Source organism: Mucilaginibacter sp. Bleaf8 (assembly GCF_018390515.1).
GTDB lineage: Bacteria > Bacteroidota > Bacteroidia > Sphingobacteriales > Sphingobacteriaceae > Mucilaginibacter.
The window spans coordinates 1,132,996-1,146,445 of the sequence record NZ_JAHBBK010000001.1 but is presented as its reverse complement, the minus strand read 5'-3'; the positions used below and the strand labels follow the sequence as shown (position 1 = coordinate 1,146,445).

The following is a 13,450-nucleotide window of genomic DNA, read 5'->3' as shown; positions in this document are numbered from 1 at the left end:
TCTATCAACATAATGATTAACCTGTAAATAACCGAGGTATAGGCATTATCCGATGTCAGATTTTCACTTAAGGCCTTTATGGCAATATTGCACATAAAGGTAATTACGGTGTACACGATCAAGGAAATATAATTTTTCCTGATAACACCCCATGCTGACTTGATAGTTTCGGCAATGGAAAAAGGGTGATACATAGATGATTAAGATTTTTTTAGTATAACGCGTTTCCAATAATCCTGCATAAATCCTAAACCATATGCGGTAAGTTGAATAAAGGCTGCGCCTATGCTCAAAAATGCAACTTTTAACGATTTGTTTTTATATAGGGAGTGAAAAAATATCAACACGATAAACAGGCACACAAATGCGTTGCATAAAATGGCCACTGGCCACCTCAGCAAGTTGGCAATAACGCTAAACAACAAGCCCAACGTAAACACGGCCGGAAAAAAGTGGACGGCCTTTAGTTCGGAAGGGAAAAACTTATAAATGTTGATACGCGACCTGCCAAAGAAATGCAGCTGCTTATAAAACTGCCTGAAGCTGGTGCGGCGCTTGTGATAAACCTTGGCATCGGGTATTAGCCCTATCTTAAAACCGGCGGTGTGTATGCGGATGCTGTACTCAATATCCTCACCCAAACGGGTAATAATAAAGCCGCCTACCTTTTGCCATACCTCACGCGATACGCCCATGTTAAAACTGCGCGGATGAAACTGCCCGATTCCCTTTTTATTGCCACGGATACCACCGGTGGTAAAAGGCGACGTCATCGAATAGCTGATGGCTTTTTGCAGCGGCGTAAAGGATGGGTGTGCATCGTCGGGCCCGCCGTAGGCATCCAGGTAATCGGTAGTAAGGCGGTGGTTTACGATTTCGAGGTAATTGGCAGGCACCAAAATATCCGAGTCGAAAATGATGAAGTAATCGCCTTTGGCGCGTTCAAACCCGAAGTTGCGGGTAAAACCCTGGCCCTCGTTCGGCTTGGCGTAGTAGTGCAAATCAAGCTGGTTCGTAAAACCCGCTACAATATCTTTCGCATCATTTACCGAACCATCCTCAATTACCAGCACCTCAAACTGTTTGTAGGTTTGATAGGTGAGGCTTTCCAGCAGTTCTTTTATCTCCTGCGGGCGGTTGTATAGAGGTATGATGATTGAAAAAAACATGTATCAATTACGCCGATGTACGGACCTGCAAATATGCAGATGATTACGTGATGTGCAACATGTATTTTAGTAAATATTGAAAATATGTTAAGAAAGTAATCGCTTTGCTGTAAAAACAACAAACGCCGGTTAAAATATTAACCGGCGTTTGTTGAGTATTATAACTGTAACAATAAACTTATTTTTCGGGTGCTGCCCAGAAGGTATTTGGGTTGTTGGTGCCGTAAGTGGTATACGTAACCTTGCTTTTGTTATTGGTGCTAACGGCTTTATTGTCAGTTGCTTGTTTAAAGTACTCGAGCGGTAGCAGCTTTACATATTCAATTTGCTTGCCCGCAACAGAGGTTTCTGTATCATACTCGCTGCTTACGGGGCACTCCAGCATGTACAAGTTTTTTGACATATAGTAGCCTAAGTAATACTCTTTGGTTTGCGATTGTTTATGGTTCCAGTTGGCTTCCGGATTCAATATTAATGGCTTTTTCTCAATCAGGCGTTCACGCACCTCTTCTATGCCCAAAAATTGTCCGTTTTCATCACGAACGTAGGCAGCGAAGGTTGGATCAACCCATATCCATTTTTTAAGGTCATTGATATAAACCATGTTAATCACGTGGCAATCCGGATCTATACTTAAACTGTCTTTAGGCAGGCAGGTCACAAAACGCGATTTAATGCCCATTGATAAATAGCACTCATTCAGAACAGTTGCCAGTCCGCGGCAATTCAAGCCGCGGTTATCGCGCTTGCATTCGTTAATCATGCTCATGGCGTTTTTAACCACCGGATTCATGTGGTTGCCATCATGCGGAATCAGGTTGTGTATCCAGTACATCAGGTTCAATACTTTTGAAACCTGGTTTCCCTGTCCCGCTATCGAATCAAGGTTTAGTGCTTTACGCAATGTGACCAGGTTAGGGTTGCTGGCGGCCTGGTAGGCGAATTTAGGTACCAATCGGGTATCGTTGCGGTTATAGGCTGCAGCATGTTCCAAAATATAAGGGTAATCACTTATCCGTCGTAAGGATTGCGTAAGGGTAATAAAGCCGGGTTCAGTACGCAGGTTGTCAAAATCGGTGTCTTCCTGGATGTGCGCATAGTTGAGATAGCCTGCTTTAATAGACTTATCCAGATAAGTTATGGCCATATCTTTTTGATTAAGCAGCGCATAGGCACAGCTTAAATTGTAGTAGCTATTGGATAAGTAGCCGGCATACTGCTTTTGCTCCTGGGCTGATAACTTGTTGTAACGTTTCAGGAATGAAGTTAAAAGCTGGCTGTATGCTTTGGTATCTTTCTTTTCGTAAGCAACATGCATTAGGCGTGATTGCTCATTAGCAAAAGATTCAAATTCATGGTTATCAGCAAAAGCGCTGAATGATAAGCACCATAAAGCGAACAGGAGAGTAAGCAGTTTGATTTTCATGTATGACAAGTGGTTAAGTTTCGGATAATTCAGATACCGTAAAACGGATACCCGAGCTATCTAAAATTAAGCATTTGTCATAATAATTACAAAGCGTATTTATACCGTTTCTTCAATCTGGTACTTGTTGCGGTCGCTGGAGCTGCGGGCTACCAGTTCGGCAACAAAGCCGGTGAGGAACAGTTGTGAGCCGACTATGATGGCTACCAAAGCAATGTAAAACAACGGGTTATCCGTAGCATCGCGGTAACGCTCATTATGAGCAATATGAATCAGTTTTTCGGTAACGATCCAGATGGCCATTACCAGGCCTACAAAAAAGCTGAGTACACCCATAGAGCCGAAAAAGTGCATAGGGCGCTTGCCGAACTTGCCAACAAAAAAGATAGAAAGCAGGTCCAGAAAGCCATTGATAAACCGGCTCATGCCAAATTTGGTTTTGCCGTACTTACGCGCACGGTGCTCTACCACCTGTTCGCCTATTTTGGTAAAACCTGCCCATTTGGCAATTACAGGTATGTAACGGTGCATTTCGCCATATACCTCAATGTTTTTCACAACGGCTTTACGGTAAGCTTTCAGTCCGCAGTTGAAATCGTGCAGGTTATCAATGCCCGACATTTTGCGGGTAGCGGCATTAAATAACTTGGTAGGAATGGTTTTGCTCGGCGGATCGTAACGCTTAGCTTTCCATCCCGATATCAGGTCGTATTGCTCTTCTTTAATGCGGCGGTAAAGCTCGGGTATCTCGTCGGGGCTGTCCTGTAAATCAGCATCCATCGTAATTACCACATCGCCTTTGGTTGCTTCAAAGCCGGTATTCAGTGCTGCCGATTTACCGTAGTTGCGCCTGAACTTAATGCCCCTAATGGCCGGGTTTTGCTCATGCAGTTCACATACCACTTCCCAGGAGCCATCGTAGCTGCCGTCATCTACCAGGATAATTTCATAGCTAAAGCGGTGTTCATCCATTACCCGGGCAATCCATGAGGTTAGCTCCGGCAGGGATTCCACTTCATTAAATAAAGGTATTACAACTGAAATATCCATTCTGGTTAATAAAAAGCGCTGTTAGCTTTGATTTGCAGCAGGCAAAAATATAAAAATTGTTTGTTGTTGAGAGATAGAACCAAGCGTCGGTAAATAAAGCCGGTCGCTTATTTTATTTTGAAGTTACACACCATAAAAATCACTGAACCACGCTACAAAACGGTTTATGCCGCTTTGTATATCGGTTTTGGGCTGGTAATGAAAGTTCTGTTCCAGATCGGTCATATCCGCATCGGTGGACAGTACATCGCCCGCCTGCATGGGCAGCATGTTTTTGATCGCTTTTTTGCCTATGGCATTTTCCAGCGCCCCGATAAAATCCATCAGTTTTACCGGCGATGAGTTGCCGATGTTGTAAATACGGTATGGCGCGCTGGATGTAGCCGGGTCGGGGTTAGCACTGTCCCAGGCCGGGTTGGCAGTGGCCGGTTTGCCCAGCACGCGGATAATGCCTTCTACAATATCATCAACATAAGTAAAGTCGCGTTTCATTTCGCCGTTGTTGTACACATCAATGGGTTTACCCTGAATAATGGCATCAGCAAATTTAAAGTAAGCCATATCCGGGCGGCCCCATGGCCCATAAACGGTAAAAAAGCGCAGACCTGTAGTGGGTATATTGTACAAATGGCTATAACTGTGCGCCATCATCTCGTTACTTTTTTTGCTGGCTGCATATAAGCTAACCGGGTGTGCGGCACTGTCATGTACCGAAAACGGTGTATTGCTGTTCAACCCATAAACGCTGCTGCTGCTGGCATACACCAGGTGCTGAATAGTGCCGGCATTACGGCAGCCTTCCAAAATGTTCAGAAAACCCGAAAGGTTGCTCAGTGCATAATCGTGCGGATTGGTGATGGAGTAGCGTACACCTGCCTGGGCTGCTAAGTGGCAAACCACATCAAACTGGTGGCTTTGAAACAGACTTTCCATCTGGGCACGGTCTGCAATATCCAGTTTTATAAAGCTGTAGTTAGGATATTTGGTGCTTTGCAGCGGTTGGTTGTCCTGTAGCTGGTCAACCTCAATGCCCGATGCGCGCAGGCGACCGTGTTTAAGAGCAGTATCATAGTAAGTGTTGATATTATCCACCCCAACAATATCGTACTGCAATTCGGCCAGCCTTTGGGCCACATAAAAACCAATAAAACCGGCAGTGCCGGTAACTAAAATCTTCATAAATCCGGTACGCTGCTTAGCTAAAGCAGCAATGTGCAAAGGTACGTTAATTTAGTTAAATCAAATTATAAACGCATTGTCACAACTTATGGTATCTACGGGTAAATTGATCACTTCTCCTTATCCAGCACCCTAAACCTTACGCTTACCGTGTTGCCGGTAGCATCTACCAGGGTAAGTACATGGTTGCCCGCCGGCGGACTAATTGCCATTTGGTGAAAATCGTGCGTTTCGCCCGCGTAATGGTCGTCCAGGTGCCAGAATATTTTAGTGCCGGGCTGGCTGTGGGCTGCGTTACAAATCATCTTGCCGCGTGTGCCGTCGGCCTCGATGGGGATGTACACTTTTGCATCATTACGAGGGTAAATCACTTCCATAGGCTGCGCCTTATCCGCTACGGCACAATCATTTCTGAAAGGGGGCAACGTGTGATATTGATAATTTTTTGTTTTGTAATAATACTCTATAGAGGGGGGCAGTACAAACCATTTCCGGTTAAGGATACGGTCGGGCGATTCGCAATCGGCCGTTACCTGCCAGCTGCCGGTAGCATCCAGATGTACCAACTGGTGGTAGGGGCAAACCGGCGATTTGAGTCCGGCGGCAGGCACCCAGGCATCATCAGGGTGTTCACAATATTCACCCACGCGGTTACCGCTTTCGCGGCATACTTTTATTTTTACCAGTGCGCCTTCAGGTTCTGCAAACCACTCCCGGCTAACCGGCAAAAGGCGAAAGATTTCGAACAGCACCGGCGCTGCGGTATTGATACCTGTTAGGTTAGGGCGGCCTTCGCCGGTGGTGTTGCCTACCCATACGCCCACAACATATTTGGGGGTGATGCCTATGGCCCAGCCATCGCGAAAGCCAAAGCTGGTGCCGGTTTTCCAGGCTACGCGCTGGGTGGAGCCAAACTGCTGCCATAGCATTTCCTCGCCGGGGCGCATTACCTCTTCCATAGCTTGCAGGGTATAATATATCGATCCGGCATCTAACAGGCCATTCTTTTCAGGCTGATGATTTTTGGTTTTCAGAAGTTGATAAACGGGGGAGTGATAATCCGCCGCATCATACCCGCCTTTGTGCCGGTTGTAATGGTTTAGCACCCGGGCCATGCTGGCATAGGCCCCCGTGAGTTCCCACAACGTGTTTTCGCTGCCGCCCAAAATAAGGGATAAGCCGTAATGATCGGCAGGCTGGTTGAGGGTGCTGATGCCGGTTTTCTTCAATACATCATAAAAACGCTCATACTTATACTTTTGCAGCATCTTTACAGCAGGCACATTCAGCGAACGGGCCAATGCCTTGGATGCCGGAACAGCGCCATCGTAACCCAAATCATAATTTTCGGGATGATAGCCGGCAATCTGGGTAGGGATGTCGGGTACAAGCGTATTAGGTAAAATAAAACCGTCGTGTAGCATGGCTGCATAGAGCAAAGGTTTTAATGTGCTGCCGGGGCTGCGCGGTGCGTTTATTACATCAACATGGCTTTCCAGCTGCGCTTCGTCAGGGTGGTAAACGTTACCTGTATAAGCCAGCGCTGCGCCGGTTTCCACATTCAGTACTACGGCGGCTATGTTGTTGATTTGGTTTGCACGCAATACGCGGTGGTGTCGTTCCAGAATATCGCTTACCTGTTGCTGCAGCTCGGCTTTAAGCGTGGTACGTACGCGCGTACCGGTTTGCCCGTTGCCACGGTGTTCGGCCTTGAAACGCTCAAGCAGGTGGGGCGCTATCTGAGGCAGGGGCAAGGGCTTATCGGGCATGGGTTCCAGCTTGGCCAGTTGGGCAGTGCTCTGGTCTATCACCTTCTGCTCGTAAAGTTTATCCAGTAGCTGATTGCGTTTTTTTAATAACGTGGTACGGTTTTTACCCGGATGCACCAGCGCCGGCGAGTTGGGCAGTACCGCCATAGCGGCCATTTCGCCCCAGGACAGTTGCGCCGGACTACGGCCAAAATACCGCCACGAAGCTGCATTGAGCCCAATCACATTACCGCCAAACGGTGCATTGCTGGTATACAGCGCCAGTATTTCTTTTTTGCTGTAAGTAAGTTCCAGCCGCAGGGCCATTATCATTTCCAGCAGCTTGTTCCAGATGGTGCGGTTGTGGTGCGTAGCTAAACGTATTACCTGCATGGTAAGGGTGCTACCGCCACTGCTTACATGCCCCGCCTTTAGGTTTTGCCTGATGGCCCGCCCGAAAGCCAGCGGATCCACACCCGGATGGTATGTAAAACGTTTATCCTCGAAAGTGATAATGCATTGCCTGAATTTATCGGGCACGGAATCGTCATATGGAAAACGCCACTGCCCATCAGCCGCAATGGCGGCCCCCAGCAGCAGCCCCCGATCATCGTCAATTACATAAGATGTAGGTCGCTTAAACAAAGGGCGCGGCAAGCAAAGCCAAAAAGCAAGCAAGGCAATCATGATTATGATGATTGCTGCGAGCCTTTTCGGACTTTGATATAAGCGTTTTAAGCGTCGATGCATGATTGATGCGGCAAAATTAATAGAATTCAGGTACTGACAAGATCGTGTCACGAGTATAAATACCTGTACCGAACTGTACCGGGTGTTCCAAAGTGTACCATTTTTTTTGAACGGCCCCTGCGTGCTGCAAACAGCGTTTTGGGTGTACCAAAGTGTACCAACTGTTCCGGAGTGTACCGGTTTGTTCCGCTTTGTACCACTTTAAAAGTGGTACACCTAAGTGTGAACCGGAAATGCGGAATGAGAGATAACCTTATCCGTCATGCCGAAACCAGTTCGGCATGACGGGAGGCTTTTATAGAGTTAACATGATTTACTTCACCACCTCAACCCACAGGCCTTTTTGTAAGGCGTTGATGCTGGCATCGTACATGGCTTCGCAATAGGTGGCCGGCAGGTAATAGCGACCGGTGTAGGCCGCATTGAGCATTACATAGTAGGTAACCTGCTGGTGCTCGCCCAAACTAAAGTAAGTGTTCACCCGGTCGTCGCGAATACCGCGATAGTCGGACGGCGAGGATTTAAACACTTCATCGTTGTTCAGCATGCGGGTATTGAGTATCTCCCAGCCCGAAGGGAAGATCTGCGTGAGCGCCATGTTATCATAACGGCCGCGCTGTCCGGGGTTTTTCAGCGTTACCTGTGCCACAAAGTCGGTACCCTGTTTTAGAGTTGATGGATCGATCAGCTTACCGGTCATGGTATAATATTGCACGTCCATCTGTAATACATCTGGATTAATGCGCGATTCCACATCCTGTGTGGTTGAAGGCTGCCCCTGCTGTATCAGGCGCACATATAATACATTATTACCCTTGTTAGCCAGTTGTGCCCTGCCGCCATTCGCAGCCAGTGCCGATTGCCACAGGTACGATTGCGAGTTAACTGTCGTTTTACCGTTCAAATTGAACTGTAATTTGTTGCCGGCTTTATTAGCTCCACAGTACTGCGCAACCGCAAGCAATGAGTAAGCCGTGGTTTGCGTGCTGTACCAGCTATCCTGCGATAGGTGTGTAGCTACCGTGCGCAACAAGCCTGCAGCCTTTTGCCGCTGCCCAAGCAGGGTAAGGGTTTCCAGTATCATGGCCTCATCGCGCAGGTCGGAGCCGTAGGTGCCGTAAAGCTGGTTGTACGGTTTTAATTCGGTTGGCAGTTTGGCCACCATACGGTTGGCTACCTCGGGCTGGCCGGCCAGTTTGTAGGCGGCCGCCAGTCGCCAGCGGGCTTCGGGGCTCAGGTATTTAAACTCTTTGAGGCGGTTCATTGCCCCAAGTTCGGGTGCGCGGCCCAGTGCCAGCAGGTACAAACGGTAAGCCTGTGTCAGATCAGCGCCGTAAAAGCTGCGCGAATCGGGCGCCCAGGCAAGGGCTCTTTGTTTCTGATAGCGTTTCCACTGGTCTATAAAGCCAACCGGCAGGTTGTAGCCCTTGGCCTGCGCTGCCAGCATAAAGTGGCCGGCATAGTTGGTACCCCATTCATCCGCATCGCCCGAACCTGGCCAGTAGGTGAGCCCGCCGTTGGGCAACTGGAAGCCGTTGAGCCGGGCAATCGTGCTCTTGATATTACGGTCAGTTTCAGCTTTCTGACGTTGCGACAAATCGATCAGCTGGCCCAGATACAATTGCGGGAATGCCGACGAGGTGGTTTGCTCTACACAGCCGTGCGGGTATTGCACGAGGTAGCTTAACCGTTTTGACAGGTTAAGTGCCGGGATGGACGATACCTCCAGCGTGGCTTTGTTGGTGCCCGCCATGCCGATAGCAGCGTATGCTGTACTCCAGACTTCGCCGGGGCGCAGTTCTTTTTCTGTAATTCGGGTAATCGGCGGATTAGGGTTGCGCACGTTCAGTTCCACATCGTAGGCCGCGGTTTCGCTGCCACTTTGGGCGATGATTTTTACCTTACCAACACCCACAAAATCCTTCACATCCAAATCAAAAGAAACCAACTGATCACCGGGTTTGGCAAAGCTTACCGTTTTTTGGTAACTGCTGCCCGGGTTGCTGAAGGCGTTGGATTGTACCCGCACAGTTACATTTTTGATGTTGTTTTCCATCGCAAAAACGGTAACCGGCAATTGTACTTTTTCTGACGGACCCAGCACACGTGGCAGGGTGGCCAGTATCATGAGAGGTTTTTTAACGGCCACCTGTTTATCGGCAAAGCCATAGCTGCCGGCATGCCCTGCAATCACCATGGCCCTTACCGAGCCGATATACTGCGGCAGGGTAAACTTGTGCGTTTGCTTGTCGCCTTTACCCAGGCGGAACGGCCCCATGAATTTTACTACTGGTTTGAAGCGGTTTACCGATACGTTTTTATTGGTACCCGCCGTACCGTCACCACCAATGCTCAGGATGCGTTCCAGCCCGCCGCCGTAGGCGCCGATCACATAATCAAACAAATCCCAGGTTTTAACGCCCAGCGCCTCGCGGGCATAAAATGCAGAATGCGGATCGGGGGTTTTGAAGTTGGTAAGATCCAGCAGGCCTTCATCCACCAGGGCAATGGTATAGGTCATTTCCTTGCCCGATGCTTCGGATACGGTAATGGCCGATTGCGTTTCGGGCCTGATCTTATCCGGCATGGTGATCACCGGTTTCAGGATAGTTTCCGGATCTTCCACCTCTAACGGTATAGCGCCGTACATGCGGATAGGCAAATCGTTCAGCGTTTGCGCATGTCGCTGCAAAAGGCTTACGTTCACAAAAATATTAGGCGCCATGCCCGGTTCAATTTTGAATTGATAACGGGTTTGGCCTTTTTCGGTATTGATCCAGGCTGTTTTTAAAATATGGCTGCCATTCTCGATGCTAATCAACGCCCGGCCATTAGCGCCGGTAGGTATGGTCAGGGTAGCTTCTTCACCAACGCGGTACTTGTTCTTATCCGCAGTAAATGATATCATGGCTGCCTCGGTCGGGTTATCCTGCTGCAAGCGCTCCGACCAGTTAGGCCAGTCAACGTAAACGATTTTACCGGTTGAGTGGCCGGTTTGCAGGTCTTTTACCCGTATCAGGTATCGGCCCCAGTCTGCCTTGTTTACATGCAGGTTCCATTTGCCGCGGCCATTGGATAAGGTCAGGTTCTCAACCTTAATCAATTTGTTGTATTGGTCTTGGGTGAAGTTGCTCAGCTCGTCGCCGCTTTCGTCCCACCACCAGCGCCAGTTTATTTTATAAAGCTCAACTTGTACGTTATGTGCACCGCCCCATAACTGGCCGCGTGTATTCAATGCCGCAATATCAATACTATGGTTGGCATCGGTAGTGAGCATATTGTTTATGGTGCTGCTGCCTTCAGGTACCTTGATGCCTACATAGCCGCTGTAAACATTATAGGGCAGGGTAACCTGCTGTATGCTGAAATTGCCGCCCGGTTCAAACACCTTCACTACAAAGTTGGCCCGAAGCTGACCCGGAGCCTGCTTGTCAATATTAATATCGGCATTAACCGGGGCGTTGCCATTGGCATCCAGCCGGCCGTCAAATACGGTTTGGGTTTGCGTGTTAAAAGCCAGGGTAGGGTCGTCAAACTCGTATCCTTCAAAATGCTTAAAGGCCGTTTTTTGTGGTGATACAAACGCATCCACCTTGGCTTTGAGGTTCTGCGCAATACCGCCAAACAGCCAGCGGGCATTCAGATTGCCCTGCGTGGTGTTGCCTTTGGTCAGTTCAGCCTGTCCGTTAAAGCTTAGGTTCAGCTTCAGGCGGTTGGGCATAATGGTTTCCACCTTGATGTTTTTCTCAAATACCGCACCGCCCACTTTTACCTTGGCTGTCCAGTTGCCGGTAGGGGAGGATGTAGTTGTGGCGGTATGGAAACTGTAAAAGCCATCTGTAGCACTGGTGCGGGTAATGCGGCGGTACAGTTGCCCCATTGGGTTATACAGTTCAAATTCAACCGGGTGATCGGCCGGGAGCAGCTTCTGCTTATCTTCTAAAATAAACGAAACAAATATGGAGTCACCTGGGCGCCATACGCCTCGTTCGCCGTAAATAAAGCCTTTTAAGCCGTGCTGTACGGTTTCGCCACCTACATTGAAGCGAGACAGTGGCAAGCTGCTGGCATCGTCCAGTTTTAAATAGCCGCGTTCATCACCATTTTTAGCAACCAGCAGGTAAGGCTTGCGCTTCAGCTCGAAACGGGCCAGGCCATCGCCATCTGATGTGGTTTTAAAGATAACCTGTTTTTGGTAATCAAGCAGTTCAAGCGTAACGCCCGACATGGGCTGCGCATCCAATATATTGGTAACGGCCACCAGCATGCTGTTATCACTGCCGCGTTTGGCAATAAGGCCAATATTGGAGGCAATGATGTTGCGCGTAGCCCAGCGCTCCTTGGTATAGTAAGATGTATTGCAAGGGTTATCGCGCTCATCCCACTGGTAGCCTTCGGGATAGTAGTTATCATAACGCTGCCAAAAGTCATCATCCTCATCAATCTGCCCGCTGTTATCTTCGCCTTCATTACCCTCATAATACTCGCCCTCTTCGTTATCGGATTTGGCTGAACCTGATTGGCGTGCTGTACAGTTATATAAAGAATACTCCTTACGGAAACCGATCACCACCCGGTATATAGCGCCTGGTTCGGTGCGCATCAGGTGATCAATATCCAGCATAAAACGGTTTTTCTTATTCAGGTTCAAACCCTTGTCGTCATCCAAACGGATAGTTTTCTGGATGATGGGTTTACCTACCTGGCGCAGTTGGTAATTTCCATCGAAACCATTGGCCTGGAAGTATTGCGGAACGTTATTCTCATAAATCTTGATGATGCTTACATCCACAGCTTTAAGGTTCACGGCTTCAAAAGGCATCATTAACCGGCCCGAATCCGGCAGTATAACGCCCTTGCCCGGAATAACTACCGATGGCTGCCGGTTTTCAAAAAACACATTGCCAGTGTAACCTTGAGTGATCTTTTTCTGCGTAATGTCTTCAATACCTTCATTCACAAAGGCGGTGTAATTACCCTCTAATCTATCGGGTGCATAAATTTTAATGGTGCTGCCATCAATTGTATAGGCAGGGTCGGCCATGTTGCTGATGCCGGCAAGGCCGTTCAGTTCCTGCCCAACCAGTATCGGGTTGGATAGTTGTACCAGTACGTACTGTTCCTGGTCCTGCACGGCGCGGATGCCCAGTACTTTGAAATCGCCTACGGCAGGTATTTCCACCTTTTCGCTGCTGGCTTTGTTGTCCACGTTCAGTGCGTCGCCATTGTAGCTTACTTCCATTTCTGCGCCGGTTGCTGCCGGGCGTTTGATATTGTTGATGGTAAACTGGTGTGTGCGGGTAAGCTCGTTATGCTGCCAGGTAACAGGCGTAGCTGATGCATAACGTACCGAAATCAGTTTTTCGATCTTAGCATCATCCTCGGTGTCGGCAGTTTGGATGATGCCGGTAAACTTCATCTTATCTAACGATGTGTTGGTGGCCGATTGCAGTCCGTTGTAGGTAACGGTAAAATCGGGCTTAAGCGTTGCAAAGCTGAACTTAAAGTTCTCAAACTCGTCGGGCACTTTGGTTATTGCATCCAGATCAAAATCTACATCGTAATTTTTATCCGGACTAAGCTCCTCGTCAGGTCTAAACTCAATGGTCTGTGCATCTACCCAATAGGCCTTACCTTTTACCGAAGGCGAAAAATCGAATACACCATCTTTTACCGGTTCGTTTTTGGCATGGCTTGTTTCAACTTGGTTAGACAGCTTGATTCGGATCGGGCTCCGCCGGGATATGCTGCCCGCCGTGTAGGATTCTATGTATTTGCTAAACTCCGGGTTAACGTTGCCTTTGTGGCGGTTTCGTAACAACAGGTATGCACCTAATAAGCAAACAATGATACCAAAGCCAACTATCGTTGTTTTTTTAGCGGCTGGTGATAATGAATAGGAACTACTCATAGTGTAGAGGTTAAATATGGGGGAAAGGTAGGGAGTGTTTAACTTCTATGCAATACTTATATCATCAATTATTACATCGCGTGAATGAGAAGTGTGATTAGTGAAGAAACCTGCGCAACCAAACCATCATGGTTTCGTAAAAATGAAATCTTTAGGTTTTTGCCTGATAAGTTTTAATTACAAAAAGAGTTTAACGACTGTAGGTAAAATGACAGGC

Annotated in this window: 6 protein-coding genes; all 6 read right to left on the bottom strand. The window is 48.1% G+C overall.

What is annotated here, in order from left to right; genetic code table 11:
* Window positions 1-200: 200 nt before the first annotated feature.
* The 6 genes from KHS38_RS05025 to KHS38_RS05000 all read right to left on the bottom strand — a co-directional run bounded on the left by KHS38_RS05025 (window position 201) and on the right by KHS38_RS05000 (window position 13,233).
* Window positions 201-1,169, bottom strand: coding sequence for a glycosyltransferase family 2 protein (locus KHS38_RS05025; RefSeq protein WP_213487407.1), 969 nt, complete (start codon window positions 1,167-1,169; stop codon window positions 201-203).
* Window positions 1,170-1,347: 178 nt separating this feature from the next.
* Window positions 1,348-2,595, bottom strand: a complete 1,248-nt coding sequence (locus KHS38_RS05020) for a transglutaminase-like domain-containing protein (RefSeq protein WP_213487406.1) — start codon at window positions 2,593-2,595, stop codon at window positions 1,348-1,350.
* A 99-nt stretch (window positions 2,596-2,694) separates the two neighbouring features.
* Complete coding sequence (locus tag KHS38_RS05015) at window positions 2,695-3,645, bottom strand: glycosyltransferase family 2 protein (RefSeq protein ID WP_213487405.1); 951 nt, start codon at window positions 3,643-3,645, stop codon at window positions 2,695-2,697.
* Between the two features lie 123 nt (window positions 3,646-3,768).
* Window positions 3,769-4,824, bottom strand: coding sequence for an NAD-dependent epimerase (locus tag KHS38_RS05010; protein WP_213487404.1), 1,056 nt, complete (start codon window positions 4,822-4,824; stop codon window positions 3,769-3,771).
* 110 nt (window positions 4,825-4,934) lie between these two features.
* Window positions 4,935-7,259, bottom strand: coding sequence for a penicillin-binding protein 1C (pbpC, locus tag KHS38_RS05005; RefSeq protein WP_249665285.1), 2,325 nt, complete (start codon window positions 7,257-7,259; stop codon window positions 4,935-4,937).
* A 376-nt stretch (window positions 7,260-7,635) separates the two neighbouring features.
* A complete protein-coding gene (locus tag KHS38_RS05000; RefSeq protein WP_213487402.1) occupies window positions 7,636-13,233 on the bottom strand; it encodes an alpha-2-macroglobulin family protein in 5,598 nt (1,865 codons plus the stop codon).
* Between the last annotated feature and the right edge of the window lie 217 nt (window positions 13,234-13,450).